Raw genomic sequence first — 17,045 nt, 5'->3', positions numbered from 1 at the left:
AAAGCCAAATGGTGCCACTTTAAGACAAGTGGCGCCATTTTTTTATTTTACTTTAATAAGAAATTAGTTTATTACCTCACCGCTTAATTGTATAAAAAGGTAATAAGATCAAACGGAGAAACTAATTATGAATTAGCTTTATAGAAAGGATTTGGCATGGTTTGTATATTCAATTGTATAATGATTTTTATCCTTTCCCACATAAATAAACTTATATTTTGGCAATTGTACTTCATTTAATTTGATCTCCTTCTTATTATCAATAATAATTATAACATTTTTATTATTAAAAATTGTACAAGCAGTCGTAAACCCTAACATTGATGCGGTTTCAGCCTTTTTATTAATAACTAAACTGTCTCCGTTTTTAACTGTTATTACATTCTTAAATTCGGATGTAAAAATTAAAAATGATTTATTTTTATCATATGCATTAAACTTTTCGATTAGTACCCTTGAGCGCACATTATCAACAACATTCATCTCTACACCATATTTCTCGGAGGTTTTAACAGTTGAACAACCGATAAAAAAAAATGAGAAAAAGCATATTATTTTGTTAACTATTTTCATATTTTATCTTGGTTGCTGTTGTTCTATTAGTTTTATTATCTCTGTTCTTTGCGCTGGAGTCAATTTTGTTCCAGGCGCTCCTTCACGCATTAAATTATCGGAGGGAGATGCTAAAGTAACTTTACTTTTATGTTTTTGCCCTGCTGTATGTATGTCTTCATGAGCACCAGTTTGTGCTAACTTTTTAGTATCTCTTTTCTCAAAGAGTAGATTTCCGTTTGTATCTTTAGACATTCCGTCAGTTGTATAAACGTTAATTTGAGTTCTATTTGTCTGAGTGTTATTATTATTATCAGCCATCCCATTAGTGTTTAATAATGTCCAGGTTAAGCTATCAGGATCCATATTTTTGAAATCATCAACATTGTTCGTATCATACGAAATAGTATAATCTCTAACAATGGTAGCATTATCACTTTCAGTAAAAGTAACATTAGTTAAGTTACCTTCAGAATCTTTTCCATTAAGTGACAAAGCAGTTTGTGCGTTTCTCTCTTGATTTAATATGGCCATTTGTGAATCAGACAAAACTCCATTCGTATTATTAACAGGCTTATACTTATAATTAATATTAACGGTTTTATTCTCTAAATTTCTGCGCGCTGACCACTCCAACCCTTCCAACTCTCTTCCGTCAATTACTCTATTCTCGGAAAATGCATATGTACTATTATATACAAACTTTTCAGATAAGGGATCAATATTAAAAAATCTTCCTAAATCAGACATATAATTTCTCCATTTAAAACTGTAAAAACCTGTTTCCTGTAATTCTTGTTCCTGATATTTATAATTTTTATACCCTCCCAATAATCCTTTATTACTTCCAATATGGTTCATTCCAAATGCATAATAATTATTGGTGTCAGTTATCTCTACAGCTCCAGTACTACCCTTGGCAAAACTTAACCTGCTATTTCCAAGATGATCCTTATACTGATAAATATAACGATTTTCCGTGAAACTGTAAAAACCTTCTGACGTAGAGACAAAGTCTAGTACCCACGAGGGTTGAATCGGCTTTAGAACATTGGCTTCACTTTCGTTTTTAAAAGCTTCCTGCTCAAATGCAACACTTGTCCGGCACCAAAGGCATGTTGATATTTCTGAATACTGGTATTGGAAACCATCCAGATAATCTGTCATATTGGTGGTTATCATTGTGCTTCCTTTACCGCCTTCGCTTCTATAGGTTTTACGGACTTTTGTTCCATCAGCTCTGTAGAGATAATTTAACCCAAAACCAGTGACCACCCCAAGAGGACTGTTTTGACTGATTGTATAAGTGTTAGGTAAATTGAGATAGTTGTACACAATACTTTGTATTCCTTTATCCTTCATGGTAGTCATATTCCCATTTGAATCATAATCAATAATATTATTACCACCTTCATATCCTGTATCATTCATCCCCGTTTCTATCACCTGATCCAAACGGTTTCCTGTATATTGATAGGTGAGATCATCTACCTGTACAAAAGTAGTTCCTTGGGATACAGGAGCGGCATTTCTTTTTAATGTCATGATATTCCCATTCAGATCATAACTCAGATACTCATCAAAATAACCGGTATTTCCTGTAGATGGTTCTTTATAGAATGCATTTTTTAACCTGTTCAATGCATCATATTCATAATTATAACGTTTCAGAAGATTTTCCGATCCGTTATTCCAGTCAATTTCAGCAATATTACCATTAAATTTTCCTACACTCTGAGAATTTACCGGATTTTGATACTTTATTTCATATCCAAACAGCTTTCCGTTCAGATTAGCAGGATCATTGATCTTTGTCAGCCATCCTCTAATGTTATACTGATAATCTATTTGTTGAAGCGGAGAGGCTACTGCAATACCTCCAACTTTCTTAGATGTCAACTGAGAAATTTCGTTATATGTATTTTGAGCTAGATATTCTACTGGGTTACTGTCAACCTGATGTTTGTGTAGCAGAAGCCTATTCTGATTATCATATTCAAAGTTTTCTGTGATAATTCTTTCGGTATCTGTTTCTAATCTCTTATGTTTGGTAATGGTCTGTTTGGGGAGTCCTGCAAAATCCAGTTTAGACTCTGTTCTGGTGTAGCCTCCCAGGTGGTTGATAGAATATTTCCCAATAACTCGTCCCTTAGCATCATAATAAGTATAATTCTTAGTCCAGTTGTCATCTTCAATATTCTTTACAAAGCTCATAACAGGAAACCCTTTCGTACTTCTTCCGTCTGCTGTAAGAGTTCCTGTAAGAACTGGTTCTCCCAAAACAGATAAAACAGATGGATTGAAACCATATTGAGGATAAGAATCATAATAGTTCACAGATAATAAAGTAACCCATTTAGATTCGTTAGGATAAGTAGTATCCGGATCGTAAAAAACATCCATGCCCTGCCTGTTAAAAACAACTGAACTATTTCGTAACATATTTCCAGAACCATCAGCTAATATTTGCTCTGCATTTCGGTCTCCTCCAGTAGCTATACCAGTAATAACAACTCTTCCAAACTTATCATACTGGGTATACAGCCATTGCCCTCTTTCATTTAATTCAGCATCCTGAGTTCCTACAATCCTATCTTGCTTGTCATATACCATGAATTCCTTCCCTTTTCCCGGAAGCTTTTTTTCTACCAGCCTTCCTCTTCCATCATATTTATACTGATAACACAGATTATTCAAAACCGTATCTGGAACCAGTACCCCAGGGCTTAAGTTTTTAATAAGATCTACCGCCTTAGGAGATAAAACATAGGCCAATTGATTATAGTTATTATAAACATAATAAGTGTCAGTACTTTCAGTTAGACTCAATATTTTTCTTATCATCACAACCTGATCCTTACCATTTTTAAATTCGATGGTTTTATTTCCATCCTCATCCGTTACTGTACTTTTATACAATTGATTCGCTGTATAAGGAGTAGAAACCGTGATCAATGTTTCGAAAGTATTATAATTAAAAACCGCATTATATTTCTTTACTTCGCCATCAACATTTGCGTTGTATCCAAATTTCACAGGTTTTGTGCTCCATGCCGTACCTACTTGTTTTTGTTCGAAAATCCTGTCCAAAGGGGAATTTTCTAAATTTTTGTGCACAAAAGGGGTATTGTCACCATAATAAGTTTGGGCTGCACCCCCTGCTCCTGATTGAATTCCACCGTTTAATGTATTCATAGGCGCTGGAAGCCAGGTATCAACCTGTCTTCCAAATCCGTCATAAGGTATTGTTGTTACCAGATCTTTTCCTGTAGGAGATGCTTTTATATTGACAATTTGTTTAGGTCTTCCCAACCCATCAAAATACTGAACGGTTTCAGTTGTTTTAGTTGGCTGATTATTGGTATCATAATCAAGATATGTTTTACTGTAGGTGTAGTTTTCTGTAGTGCTCAACTGGGCTTGTACAAAACCTGATATCATCAAAGCACCGATTGGAATTATGAGTTTCTTCAACGGTATTAGTTTTTATAGTTATATTTCATTTCTTTTAACACTTTTCCATCCATATCAATGATTTTTTCAAGCCTGCCATAAGCATCATAAATATAGCGTTCTCTGATACCTGATGGCGGAGTAATACTCCTTACCCCTACTAAAGGATCATAACTGTACGTAGTAATATTATAGTTTAACAGCCTGAAATAAGTACGGAAAGCATCCAATTTAGTAACAAGCTGGTTTTCTGCATCTTCTGGTTGCATGTTATAGAATGCGGGATTAGCATCTTTTTCAGAAGCTGTGAGAATATCTGCCAGCTGAGCCGAGGCGGCTTCTCCAATCTGTTCATAGGTAAGCCCTTCAACTTTAGCAATAGGATACGTCTTATTATATCCCCAAACTAAAGAAACCGGAACCCCACTCTTTGTAGTATACTGCAGAAGATTTCCTTTGTCATCATACTTATCATATTTGACTTCAGTATCCCAGCTGCCAGCTTTGATATCATACGACTGAACAGAAGTCGGAAGGTAGTTGTCCTGACTATCATATTTTGTTTGTGTAAAGCTTAGGGTTTTATTATCCGAAGTAACCTTTGTAGATAACGGAATACCAGTCATGTTTTTATTAACCAAACGGGTGTTTCCCCAGTCATTGGCATAGTCATAATCTGTATAAATAATTTGACTATCAGAAGTTGTCAATTTACTTGTATCCAGGTTTCCGGAAGCATTATATGTCAATTCTGTTTTTTTCACCAAAGCTGAGTTGCCAAAGAAAGAGGTTTCAATGCTAGTTTTAAGTCTTCGTTTGCCTGTAATGAGAGGACTTACCAAAAACTTATATTTAGTGACCGGCAAAGGATTTTGGTAAGTGTCACCAGTATAGGATAATCCAATTACAGGACAACCTGAGTTAAACTGATAAGGATAGAAATTATTACTTGGGTCATAAAGCCCTGTTGATGTTTTAACAATCCCAAATGAAGGGTATACCCCATAGGTATTGGGTAAATTATCATAGTTATTTATTTTTGAAGAGAGTTTATTTTGATTCTGATCAAAAACTTCAATCAATGTATTCTCCCCGTTGGAAGGAACATCTACTTTCGGCATACCTTTCAGGTAAGCTCCTTGTATATTGGTAAAATAGTATTTTGTATAACCTTTAGCTATTCCATCAATAACACTGATATCTTTCTCTGTAACCTCACTATAACCAAAAGGTTTATTTCCCCCTAGTCCAAAATCACTGGAATTGATTGAAATGTCATTAAATATTGAAATAGATTCGCTAGGACATCCTCCAGTAGTTGATGAAGGAAGAGATTTAGATGTTGCACCGCTGATAAGATTTATAGGATTAAATGCATAAATTAATTTTCCATCATTATACGTATATTCTTTATGGGATAATAATGTATTGTTTTCATAATTTTTTAATGACTTTATTCTTAAACCACTTCCATAGGATATGGAGGTATCAATATTCGTATTATCAAAATATGAAATACTACTTGATACAATTGCTCTATGCGTTCCATCTGTACTTCGATAATTGATACCATTTTCAACATATACATAATATTCTGTAGTTGGATCTACATCATCAACTACTGTTATTTCCTCATTCCAGGTGAGCTGATGCGTTTGTTCAAAAACACTACCCGGAACATCTACTTTCCATTCTTTAATAACGGTCTCAACCTGTTGCCCATTAACTATCTTTTTCTTACGAAACTGTATTTTGCATTTCGCCATCTCATTCCAATCACCATAGTGAACTTCCGGATAATTTGGTCCCATATAGCCATCATATATGGTATTGTAAAACTTTATTGTTTTGTTGGGAAGCTTGAAGGAAGAACCTTTGACAAAAATAGCTCCATTTGGCTCAGCTCCACGATGATTAACGGTTTGACTTTTATTACCATTTTGTAATTGAGTAACAGTTGGTATAAATTGATTGGTAAATGTATTGGATTCATACTCGAATTCAGTACGTCCACCTGTGGGGTAAGATATTTTTTTAAGGATGTTTGTTGCCACATAGTTGACATTTGTATATCTCATGCTCCCCAAATAAGAACTGGGTGTTAGTCCATAGTTTTTATAGGGAGCTGTTTTGAAATAATCAAAATATGATAAATCCGGAAGAAGATTTACGCTGCCTTCTCCATTATTATACCCGTAAAAATCTGAGCTTTTCATCTTATCAGGCATTATATTGGTTGTGTCATATTCAAAAGTATACGGAGGAATAGCTATAGGAACAGAATTACCCATTGGATCATAATTAACTTCCTGGATAGAATTTAATTTTAACCTTTTATTTTTATAGCCTTCTTCCGGTGTATTGTTAATGGAATTAATTGGAAAATAATTTTGATTAAATACAAAACTTTTAATTTTTTTATTACTGTATTTCGACAGAATATCAACAGAACTTAATTTTTTGATTGGGGTCGCAGTAAAATGCGGGCGGATATCCTCCCTGTTATCCAAATTAAATTTTATCTTGGTATCTTCAGTTTCGATACCTATCAATGTTTTCTTATCATTAATTACAGCATTCGAACTACTACTTTCAGCAGGGCTACTAGAAAAATTAGTCAGATGAACGACTTGTGTAGGATATTGCTGATAGGTACTCTCATCCTGATAGGTGAATATAATAACTTTACCACTTACAAGTTCAATTCTGTTCACTTTAAAAGTATATGATAAGTCAGCTGTGCTGGTCTGATCAGTTGTTGATTTTTCAATAGCATAAAAATAAAATTTATCACCTTTGTTGGTAGTTGCTATCCAACCATCCGTATTTCTGGAGAATTTCACATCATCATTACTTTCTAAAAAAAGTATTTCATTATTGTTTTCCGGATTGTAAAAAAATCTACCTGAATATCCATAAAAATTATAAGAAAAAATATCCGGCTGTCCCTTTTTACTCTTTAAACTGGTTATAATATCATAAGAATCATCTGTCGCTGGTTGAGCTCCACCAGGAAGAAGACCTACATTATAATCATTTGCTCCATATTGAAGTCTATACATTGGGCTTTCCGATTGAACAGTAGAAAAATTATTTTTAAAAATACTATAACCCAAAGTGCTGGCAAAACCGTCTCCTCCTGTTACAAAGTCTTCGCTGCCTCTAATTTCCTGTGTAATGGTTCCTTCAGGCAAAAAATTCCACCCAAGGCCTACCCATGTAGCTTCATCAGCAACTTTAATACCTGAGGTATGATAACTTAAAGCTAATGGAATTTCAATATTATCTATTTTAAGAGTATAAAGAGGTATTGAAACTTCCGCTGTTCCAGTATAATGACCTACAGGAATATCTCCAAACCGGCCTAATAATGCAACTTCAGGAGATGTAGGAACATTTTTCACACTTGGGTCATACTGGTTGACTGTAGTTTGCCCTGAAGCATAATTTAATGTAGCTAATAATAAAATTATAGCTATTGTAGTTTTCTTCATGAAAATAATTAGTTTTTATTTTTGATCACCTTTGCATTCGCTGTTTTGTTACTATCAGTTTTTATGGTTACCAGATAGGCTCCCTGAATAAGTGCCTGAGTATTAATCTTGGTCACTTTGTTTTTAGTTTTAATACTCTGAAGCTGTCTTCCGCTCATGTCATACAATAGAATATCTGCATCCTTAAAATCAAAGCCGATTTCAACATAGGCATAATCTGATACAGGATTCGGATAGATCTTGATATCATACTTCTCGATTAATTGATCCACCTGCTTGTCTCCAAGCTTTACAATCTTCCAGTTCTCTTTACCCAATTCTTCTGCACTGGTTCCGGCCAAAATAATCGAACCATCTCTGTTGAGTTTTAAGTCAGAAAGCCTTTCTTCTTTCTTTCTGGATTCTCCTTTAACATGCTTTCTCCACTGCTCAGTACCATTCTGATCCAAATACAGCATCCAGAAAGTTTCATCATCGGTTTCTATTCTTCCTTCTGCCTGGGTATAGCCACCTAATAAAATTCCTTTCGAAGATTTATCATCTGCCGAGTGAAGAATGCTCATACTCATCAGAATATCACGATTACCAAAATTGTAGGATTTCTGCCACTGCTCTTCGCCTCTTTCATTTAATGATATCAGCCAAAGGTCCGATCCTTCTTCAAGGCCTGCCGTTTTATTCCCTGATCTTTCTGATCTGGATTCACCACCAATGATAAAGCCTGTTGAAGTTAATGCCAGGGTTCTCAAATGATCATCTCCTTTCCCTCCAAAGTTCTTTTCCCATTCTACCCTTCCGTTTTTGTCAAGCTTCACGATCCAGTAGTCGCCCTCACCAAAATTTTCAGTTTTCTTTGTTCCTCCAAGTGTACTTCTTGAATAAATTCCCAGTAATGCTCCGCCGTCTTTCGTCGGGATCATCTTCTCCACTTCATCCAATCCTTTTCCACCTAATATTAACTGTGATAGTTCTTTTCCATTTTTGTCCAGTTTTGTGATCCAAACATCTTTGGAGCCGTAGCCTTTTGAAGAACTTTGCACGTTTCCAGCAACAAAAAATCCCAGATCTGTTGTCTGGATAACAGCCCTTGCTTCTTCATCAGAAGAACTGCCTAATGTTTTCTGCCATAGTTCATCACCGAATTCATTGATCCGGATCAGCCAGATATCGGAGCCTCCCTTAGAATCATCTTTCTTATCCAACCCTTTGGAAGAATAGCTGGTGCCTGCTACTAAAAATCCTCCATCTTGTGTAGTAACAGTTGCTGACAGATAATCATGGTTTAATCCTGAAAAATACTTTTCCCAGACCTCTTCTCCCTGTTGGTTTAGCTTTACCAGGTGAAAATCATAACCGTTATTTTGCTTCTGGCTGCCAGCCGCTTGCGACTGGCTTTTAGACTGTATTGAACTTCCTGTGATAAGATACTGCTGATCAATAGTTGTGGTAATCTGGCTTAAAAAATCCTGGGTAGAGGATTTGATATCTTTCTGCCATACCACCTCTTGGGCAGAAGTGCCCAGAAAAGTGCATAAAGTAAGCACTCCGAGATAGATTTTCTTCATTCCCGTATTGTTGTTTTTTGAGTTAGTAATTAGTTTTATTAAAACGTTGCAAATTTAACATTTTTTAAGAAACGACAAAAATTTGCTTTTATTATAGTTAAAATGATTACAATTAGATTTAGACCATATAATTTATACTTATTTCACAAAAATATATTGCTTAAACGACAAAACATGTCGTTTATAAAATATTCGGCTTCCTTAGCAAGTAGAAATTATCTTTGTAGCTATAATAATAGTAGATCCATTACGCGCTATTATTAAATAATATAGGGTCTAGAATACCACATTTAAATTCTTTTTAACTGAGTTTTTTATTTTTGTCAGTATTATCTATTTTTTTTCAATTTAGCTTATGAAACCATCTCCTGAATTTGAAGTTCGATACGTAAAGAAGTTCTTTATCATACTTTTTTAAGAGATCTGCCGGATGAAGAATTGAAGCCAATTAAAAATTATTCAATTTCTAATTATAGCCAGTTGAAAAGCTATTGACGCTTCAACGCTGGCAACCGGAAGCTATCTTCTTTCAGCAAAAACTAAAAATGGAGAAATCCTGCGTCATACATTTATCAAAAAATAAATGTAATGGTAAAGAATTTTAAGAGATAACAATTCAACTGATATTGTAGTACTGTTAGAAAACAAGCATTTCTTAGAGCACTATTTTATGATACAAGTAACAAACAAATCCCTAACGTTAAAATTCGTTAATTTCAGCTAGTATATAATAATTATTTGTGAGATTTGTTACGAACATAAAAAATATTAGTATGAAAAATTTAAAAAAGCTTAAAAAAGCAGAATTAAAAACAATCGTTGGCGGAGCAGATTGTACCAGGCTATGTTTTATCAATGATAAATTAACATGCGTTCCATACAGTTCATGTGGCGGCCCTGGACTTGAGCCATAAAAATTAATAGCCTGTTTTTCAAATACGTATTTCTAGAATATTTTCAACACTCTAGTAAAATTTCTGAAAAACAGGTTATTATCTTATACAAAACATCTATATACACCTAAGAATCAAGAACTAATCTAAATGTCAGATTAATCCGCTCTTTCATGGGCACTATTGATTTAGCGATCCGATGCTCCCAGTTCTCCTGCAAATCCCCTTTCATAATAAGCAGCGAACCATGCGGAAGCGGTAAGCTGTACTTGCTTGCATGATGGTCTTTTTTCCTGAAATCAAAGTTTCTGGTTTGCCCAAGGCTGATAGAGGCAATCACAGGCCGTTTACCATACCGGCTTTCCTTGTCTCTATGCCAGGCTACAGAATCATTATGGTTTCTGTAAAGATTCAGCAAGACTCCATTAAACTGACAGCCAAACTCCTGTTCTATCCTTTCCTTTAACGAAAACAGCTCAGGAGTCCACAGATTCGTTGGTCTTTTCCCTTCTTCAGGCCCATAATCTTTCGGATCCCCATACCACGCGGTTAACCGTGGAGTCAATACCATTTTATCATACATCTTCTGGGTACGCTGTTCCCATGGAGCGGTATTGAGCAGCGTATCTTTCAACCGGTCAGCTTCTTCCTTACTTAGAAAATGCTCCCTGTATTCCAAAAGATCCTTTGGAAATTCATAGAATTCTTCCGTATCAAATAAACTTAACTGATTCATAACTCTTACTAACAAAATTTCCCAAATTATTACTGTATCTTATGTCTTGGCAGTCCAATCTCATGGGCCTGCGGATAAGGTTTTCTATAGGTCATGCTCACGTCTACCTTAATCTGCCTGTGGATATCATATTGTTTTTCTTTATCATAGGCATAACGGGGATCAGGAATCATGGGCATCTTTGCCATTTTATGAATGGTAACGGTAGGAAAATGAAAATCAACTTCTACTGTTCCCAAGAGCAAATAGCACCCGCCTCCCTGAAAATCATATTGCCTAAGACTATCCGGAAAATGGGCCGTATCAAAATACTCTCCGTTCACATCAATCCAGGTTCCAAAATACATGGTCCCTTTCTTGGTTGGCACATGCTTTCTTGAAATCAGATAAGCCAGCATCTTAACCTGCCGTTTATGAAACTTCAATAAATCTTTTACCAAAACAGAACCCCGGTATCGGGTCTGCAGCAGATCAAAAGGACTGCATGAAACAGGAAATCCAATGAGTTCAATTTCATCAAATGCATCCTCAAAGTGTTCCCGTTTTAATTCAGGAAGTTTAAATTCCTGAACTGGTTCTTCAATCAGCATAAGCCCTCTGTATTCAGGCTTAAAGTTGACCAAGAGCATTCTTGCTTCTACCAGGAGCTCATTTTTAGGCTTTCCCGTAAAGCGCAATGCTCCGGTAAAAATCAGGATCTGTACGGTTTCAATACCTATGGGAACACGCCTTATAAAGTTCTCCAATGAGGTATACAATCCATTGATTTCCCGCTCTTCAATAATACCGTGGGCAATTCTTGTTTCAAGTCCTTCCAAAAGCATTAAACCCAGGTAGATCTCCTTTCCTTTCAGTGTTGTTTGATATTCGCTGGTATTAATACAGGGAACCTGGATGTTTCCCCCTGACATTTTTGCTTCATGAATATAGACTTCAGTCCGGTAAAACCCTCCCTGGTTATTGATCACTGACACCATAAATTCCAATGGATAATACACTTTTAAATACAAACTCTGATAACTCTCCACCGCATAGGATGCCGAATGGGCCTTACAGAAAGAATACCCTGCAAAAGATTCAATCTGCCGGTAAGCCTCAGCGGTAAGCAGTTCTGAATGGCCCTTCTCTTTACAGGAAGCAAAGAAATTGGCTTTTACTTCCTGAAGCTTTTTAATAGATCTTCCTTTTCCACTCATAGCTCTTCGCAGAATATCACCATCTGCCAGAGATAACCCACCAAAATACTGGGCAATTTTAATAACATCCTCCTGGTACACCATAATGCCGTAGGTTTCTTTCAGATGCTCTTGAAATACCGCATGAAAATATTCAAACTGATCCGGATGGTTATGCCTGAAAATATATTCCCGCATCATTCCGCTTTGTGCCACTCCAGGCCGAATAATGGAGGAAGCAGCAACAAGGGTTCTGTAATTATCACATTTCAGCCTTCTTAAAAGACCGCGCATGGCAGGAGATTCTATATAAAAACAGCCAATAGTTTTTCCTACCGCCAGATATTCATTGGTCTTTTCTTCATCTTTCGACAGTGCCGTATCCCGGATATCCACGGTGATTCCTCTTGTCTTCTTAATAAGAGCTACCGTATCATTAATGGTTCCCAGCCCCCTCTGTGAAAGAATATCAAATTTTTCCAGCCCGATGTCTTCTGCCACATTCATATCAAACTGAACAATCGGAAACCCTTTGGGAGGCATTTCAAGAGCCGTATAACAGGTAATAGGCTCTTCAGAAATCAGAATCCCGCAGGAATGCATGCTCCTTTGATTGGGGAATTTTTCGAGCAGCTTCCCATATTTTTGGACCATCTGAACCACTGTGTTCCGGTCATGATTTTCCATAGGTTTTGCCACCAGATCATCCAACTCTTCTTTAGGAAGCCCGAATACTTTTCCCACCTCTCTGAAAATCGACCTGTATTTAAACTCTACATTGGTTCCGCAAAAGGCCACATGATCTTTTCCATACCGGTCAAAAATGTATTCCAATATCGCATCCCTGTTCTGCCAGCTCCAGTCGATATCAAAATCAGGCGGAGATTTGCGGTTAAGATTTAAGAAACGTTCAAAATACAGATCCAGTTCCAGCGGACAGATGTCCGTTATTCCCAGACAGTAGCTCACAATAGAATTAGCACCACTGCCCCGTCCCACATGCATAAACCCCATACTGTTGCTATAGCAGATAATATCCCAGGTTATTAAAAAGTAAGAACAGAAATTAAGCTCATCAATTACTTTCAGTTCTTTTTCCACTCTTTTTCCAGCCACTTCATGATCCTTTCCATAGCGCTTTTCCAATCCTGAATACGCCAGCCTCCGCAGTAACTTTACATCATCTGCTTTTGACTTCGTGTAAAACTGCTTATTCCTTACTTTTTTAAAATCAAATTCAAAGCTGCACTGCTTCAGCATTTCTTTTGTCTTTTTAACGATCTCAGGATATCTTTCAAATGCTTTTACGATTTCCTGCCCGGTAATAAAATATTCTGACTTCCTGCAGACATCCCTTTTAGTGAGCTTTGATAATAAAGTATTATGATCAATGGCTCTTAGAATTTTATGCAGTTTATATTCTTCATCGGTCCTGAACGTAACGGGATGCAGGACCACCATTCTTGAAATCAGTTTTTGATATTCGGGTCTTATCAAGAAATTAAGTTCTTCTATTCTGACTCCTATCCGCTCATTTTCCTTTAATGTTTCAGGAATATTACTCATAGGATAGACTACAAAGACATTTTTAAATTCAGGCGCCGTTTCTGAGAGCTCCATACCGTCACAGTTATGCTGAGTAATAATCGTATTGACTTCTCCTATTCCCGAAAACTCCTTTGCTATAGCAATATACAAGAGCTTCCCCTCCTTACGGACCTCAACTCCCGCCATTGGTTTAATACCGACCCGTTCACATTCTTTCTTAAAATCATAGATCCCGGTAATGGTATTGATATCCGTCAGGACCAGTTCCCTGCTCCCTGATTCATAAGCCTGCTTCACGAGTTCTTCTATGGATAAAGTTCCATAACGAAGGCTGTGAAAAGAATGACAATTCAAAAACATTGCTGAAAATTTAAAGTTCTATTTTTCAAAATCAAAACCTGAAGCCCTGCCTACTGCTCCCATACCATAGCGGTTCTTCAGATAATCCATGGTCTGGTACAAGTTCATCTGCTCTTCAGTATCTTCAAACAGGTTCATTTGATGGTTTCCGTGAACGAGCCCTGTAAAACGCAGTCCTATCAGACGGAGCCGCATTCTTCGGGTATACACTTTATTGAATAATTCCAAAGCTACTCTTGACAAAGTATGATCTGCAGAAGTATAAGAAACTTTGATTTGTTTGGTTTCTGTATCAAAATTGGCATACCGTATTTTTACAACCACTGTTGAAGTCAGCCATTTTTCCTGTCTCAGCTGATATGCTAACTGTTCAGCCATTCCTGATATCAGTCTTTTCAGTTCTGCAACATCCATAGTATCATTGGTAAAAGTTCTTTCTGTAGAAATTGATTTTCTTTCCGAATAAGGAACTACAGGATTTTCATCAATTCCATTCGCTTTTTTCCAAAGTTCTTTTCCGTTCACGCCAATCATCTGTTGCAATACCAACATGGGCATTTCAGATAAAGTATGAATGGTACGGATTCCAATCCTTGATAGTAACTGAAAAGTCTTATCTCCCACCATCGGAATCTTTTTAATGGATAGTGGATTTAAAAAAGGTTTGATCTCCAGATCTTTAATTTCCAGTCTGCCTACCGGTTTTGCTTCTCCCGTCCCTATCTTTGAAACCGTTTTATTGGCAGATAAGGCAAAACTTATGGGAAGTCCTGTTTCTTTGGTAACGGCTGCGGCAATTTCCCGAGTCCACTGATAACAGCCAAAAAACTGATCCATTCCTGAAAGATCCAGATAAAACTCATCGATACTCGCCTTTTCCATCACCGGAACTCTTTCCTGAATAATTTCAGTCACGGTATGCGATAAATTAGAATACAGTTCATGATCTCCCCGAATTACTTTGGCATCCGGACATAAACGGAGTGCCATTCGGATCGGCATGGCGGAACGGACTCCGAATTTTCTGGCCTCATAAGAGCATGATGCTACCACTCCACGGTCACCCCCGCCTATAATGAGGGGAATCCCGTTAAGTTGAGAGTTGTTGCGTCTCTCACAGGATACAAAGAAGGTATCCAGGTCCATATGTACAATCGCTCGGTTCACGTTACAAAATTAGATACTAATTGTATCTTTTTTTATATATTTGCAGATACAATTTGTATCAATGTCAATTTTTTCAGATAACATCAGGTTTTTAAGAACTCAGAAAAAATTATCCCAGCAGGAGCTTGCGGATAAAATTTTAATGAGCAGGGTCCGGTATTCAAAATATGAGGACGGACGTTCAGAAGCTCCTTACGAACTACTGATCAGAATTTCAAAGTATTTCAATTTGAGCATTGATTTACTCCTTACAGTGGATATCAGGAAATATCCTTTAGAAGATGTGTTAAGGCTCCCGGACAATAGAATTGTTTTACCGGTTGTTGTTGACCAGTTGGGTAATAACAGTATTGAAATTGTTCCCCAAAAAGCTTCCATGGGATATTTATCAGGATATAGTGATCCCGAATACATCGAGAGTCTGCAGAGAATTTCATTACCATTTCTGACCAACGGAAAATACAGGGCATTCCCGGCGCAAGGTGATTCTATGCCGCCCTTTAAAGACGGCTCTTATATTATCGGAAAATATATAGAGAACATCGAAGATCTTAAACCGGGAAAAAGTTATGTTATCGTCACTCTAAATGATGGTATTTCTTATAAAAGGTTTACCTCTTTTAATGAAAAATCAATAACTGTGGCAGCTGACAATTCATTCTATAAACCGTATGATATCCCTTTAGGAGAGATTGTTGAAATCTGGCAGTATGCTTCAGGAATATTTCCGGAGGATTTTGAACCTGAGCATTTTGAAAACTCTAATGTAAAGGAAATGCTCCTTGAGATCCGAAAAGATATCCGGATACTCGATGAAAAGCTTTCAAAGACCGATTAAATTAAAACAGTCTACTCTATACTATTTACTATAACTATGATTATCTCTTATTACGATTTTCAAAACTTAACCGACCGTCAGGCACAATATGATTTTGTACTTGCCCATGGACATATCATCAGTGAAAGAACAGTTTCACAACTAAGATATGTTTTGTATGAAGTTTCAAATTTTTCAGTGGAACTGATCTATGATATTACTAACGATAAAATCAATGGAATGAATCTTTTTGAAAATAAATCTCATTATAAATAGAAGAAATAGTTATGTTTTTTAAAGACTTACAGAAGGAGAAATAAAGAATATTTTTCCAACTTGTTAATTTTTCATTTATATTTTTGGTGGTAGTTTTATTTCTATTTATCAAGTCCAAGTTGTTTTCTAAACTCAAGGGTTAATCTGTAATGTTCTTCAATTGGAATTTCTTTTTTTGATACTTTATTTATATCCTTACCTTGCTCAGTCCATAAGTAAGGAAAAAAGCTAAATACTTGGTCATTTTTGAGTTTTGTTACATCTTTTTTCCAATCTAGCCATCTATAATCTTTGTAAAACTCTTTCAAATTGTTATTAAAACAAAAATTTAAAAAGTCACTGTAAGTAAGATCAAGAGGTTCATACTCTAAATTATCAGGAGCCAAATAATAAACTTTTCCTAAATCACTACCAAGTCCACCCCCATTAAGAATAAAAATACCCCCTATTGCATCGTCAGCAATTAAAAGATATGGAGCTGGCTGTCCATAATCCTTAAATGTTTTTCCTTTATTCCATTCAGGTAGTGACCTGTTCAATTTGTCGCTACCTGAGCCCAGAATTCTTATCCATCCATTATCAACTAAAAGTCCACCTGTCATATATATAATTGAACCCATTGGGGAGTAGGTTGTAACTTGAGTTTTATATAAGGCATCCTTCGCTTTGTTTGTGTCACCAGGCAAGATTTCCACTTTATTTTCAGCAGAGTCTATCCATTCTTTTACAAGATTCCACCCTGGATCTTTATCATTTATTAATTCATCAATAGATCGCATTTTTGTTTGTCCATAAGTTGTTAATGAGAATAAGCATAATATGATAATTGTCAAAAATTTTGTCATATCGGATCGTTTTTTAAAACTTTAATTTTTATTAGAATCCAAAGTTCCAGCCCCCAGTTATCAATCTATTTATTCTCATTCCTTTTCATACTTAGAAAAAAATTATAAATAAGATAATTACCACAATTAACGCGAAAGTATAAGACTCTTTTTTTATAAAATAT

General features: G+C 36.0%; 11 protein-coding genes. 3 read left to right on the top strand and 8 right to left on the bottom strand.

The window, feature by feature from the left end:
* Positions 1–138 precede the first annotated feature (138 nt).
* Genes ACKTTZ_RS17410 through ACKTTZ_RS17395 form a run of 4 tightly spaced genes read right to left on the bottom strand, consistent with a single transcriptional unit; the run spans position 139 to position 9,064 of the window.
* Positions 139–573 (bottom strand): hypothetical protein, encoded by a 435-nt coding sequence (locus ACKTTZ_RS17410; RefSeq protein WP_407846146.1) that lies wholly within the window; start codon positions 571–573, stop codon positions 139–141.
* A 3-nt stretch (positions 574–576) separates the two neighbouring features.
* Positions 577–4,026 (bottom strand): DUF6443 domain-containing protein, encoded by a 3,450-nt coding sequence (locus ACKTTZ_RS17405; RefSeq protein WP_407846145.1) that lies wholly within the window; start codon positions 4,024–4,026, stop codon positions 577–579.
* A gap of 5 nt (positions 4,027–4,031) precedes the next feature.
* Complete coding sequence (locus ACKTTZ_RS17400) at positions 4,032–7,499, bottom strand: hypothetical protein (protein ID WP_407846144.1); 3,468 nt, start codon at positions 7,497–7,499, stop codon at positions 4,032–4,034.
* Between the two features lie 8 nt (positions 7,500–7,507).
* Positions 7,508–9,064: a T9SS type A sorting domain-containing protein gene (locus ACKTTZ_RS17395; RefSeq protein WP_407846143.1), complete on the bottom strand. Its 1,557-nt coding sequence runs from the start codon at positions 9,062–9,064 to the stop codon at positions 7,508–7,510.
* 773 nt (positions 9,065–9,837) lie between these two features.
* Between ACKTTZ_RS17395 and ACKTTZ_RS17390 the strand changes: the two genes are divergently transcribed.
* Positions 9,838–9,978: a bacteriocin-like protein gene (locus ACKTTZ_RS17390; RefSeq protein ID WP_255815894.1), complete on the top strand. Its 141-nt coding sequence runs from the start codon at positions 9,838–9,840 to the stop codon at positions 9,976–9,978.
* 106 nt (positions 9,979–10,084) lie between these two features.
* Here ACKTTZ_RS17390 and ACKTTZ_RS17385 read toward each other — a convergent pair whose 3' ends face one another.
* Genes ACKTTZ_RS17385 through dinB form a run of 3 tightly spaced genes read right to left on the bottom strand, consistent with a single transcriptional unit; the run spans position 10,085 to position 14,943 of the window.
* The gene (locus ACKTTZ_RS17385; RefSeq protein WP_407846142.1) at positions 10,085–10,693 is read right to left on the bottom strand and encodes an alpha-ketoglutarate-dependent dioxygenase AlkB family protein; all 609 of its coding nucleotides are present in this window, start codon (positions 10,691–10,693) and stop codon (positions 10,085–10,087) included.
* Between the two features lie 29 nt (positions 10,694–10,722).
* Entirely contained in the window at positions 10,723–13,776 is a 3,054-nt protein-coding gene (locus ACKTTZ_RS17380; protein ID WP_407846141.1) for a DNA polymerase III subunit alpha, read from the bottom strand.
* An 18-nt stretch (positions 13,777–13,794) separates the two neighbouring features.
* Positions 13,795–14,943: a DNA polymerase IV gene (dinB, locus tag ACKTTZ_RS17375; protein WP_407846140.1), complete on the bottom strand. Its 1,149-nt coding sequence runs from the start codon at positions 14,941–14,943 to the stop codon at positions 13,795–13,797.
* Between the two features lie 61 nt (positions 14,944–15,004).
* Between dinB and ACKTTZ_RS17370 the strand changes: the two genes are divergently transcribed.
* A complete protein-coding gene (locus ACKTTZ_RS17370) occupies positions 15,005–15,781 on the top strand; it encodes an XRE family transcriptional regulator (RefSeq protein ID WP_407846139.1) in 777 nt (258 codons plus the stop codon).
* A 36-nt stretch (positions 15,782–15,817) separates the two neighbouring features.
* The gene (locus ACKTTZ_RS17365) at positions 15,818–16,036 is read left to right on the top strand and encodes a hypothetical protein (RefSeq protein WP_407846138.1); all 219 of its coding nucleotides are present in this window, start codon (positions 15,818–15,820) and stop codon (positions 16,034–16,036) included.
* 101 nt (positions 16,037–16,137) lie between these two features.
* Here ACKTTZ_RS17365 and ACKTTZ_RS17360 read toward each other — a convergent pair whose 3' ends face one another.
* On the bottom strand, positions 16,138–16,881 hold the full coding sequence (locus ACKTTZ_RS17360; RefSeq protein ID WP_407846137.1) for a DUF2625 domain-containing protein: 744 nt from the start codon (positions 16,879–16,881) through the stop codon (positions 16,138–16,140).
* Between the last annotated feature and the right edge of the window lie 164 nt (positions 16,882–17,045).

Source organism: Chryseobacterium sp. KCF3-3, from assembly GCF_045865955.1.
Taxonomy (GTDB): domain Bacteria; phylum Bacteroidota; class Bacteroidia; order Flavobacteriales; family Weeksellaceae; genus Chryseobacterium.
Note: the sequence above shows the minus strand (reverse complement) of the source record. Positions and strands in the feature narration are given on the sequence as shown.

Bases quoted from the DNA above. Each gene is read 5' to 3' on its own strand.
- ACKTTZ_RS17410 (WP_407846146.1), bottom strand. From the start codon at position 573: ATGAAAATAGTTAACAAAATAATATGCTTTTTCTCATTTTTTTTTATC.
- ACKTTZ_RS17400 (WP_407846144.1), bottom strand. From the start codon at position 7,499: ATGAAGAAAACTACAATAGCTATAATTTTATTATTAGCTACATTAAAT.
- ACKTTZ_RS17395 (WP_407846143.1), bottom strand. From the start codon at position 9,064: ATGAAGAAAATCTATCTCGGAGTGCTTACTTTATGCACTTTTCTGGGC.
- ACKTTZ_RS17390 (WP_255815894.1), top strand. From the start codon at position 9,838: ATGAAAAATTTAAAAAAGCTTAAAAAAGCAGAATTAAAAACAATCGTT.
- ACKTTZ_RS17385 (WP_407846142.1), bottom strand. From the start codon at position 10,693: ATGAATCAGTTAAGTTTATTTGATACGGAAGAATTCTATGAATTTCCA.
- ACKTTZ_RS17380 (WP_407846141.1), bottom strand. From the start codon at position 13,776: ATGTTTTTGAATTGTCATTCTTTTCACAGCCTTCGTTATGGAACTTTA.
- ACKTTZ_RS17370 (WP_407846139.1), top strand. From the start codon at position 15,005: ATGTCAATTTTTTCAGATAACATCAGGTTTTTAAGAACTCAGAAAAAA.
- ACKTTZ_RS17365 (WP_407846138.1), top strand. From the start codon at position 15,818: ATGATTATCTCTTATTACGATTTTCAAAACTTAACCGACCGTCAGGCA.
- ACKTTZ_RS17360 (WP_407846137.1), bottom strand. From the start codon at position 16,881: ATGACAAAATTTTTGACAATTATCATATTATGCTTATTCTCATTAACA.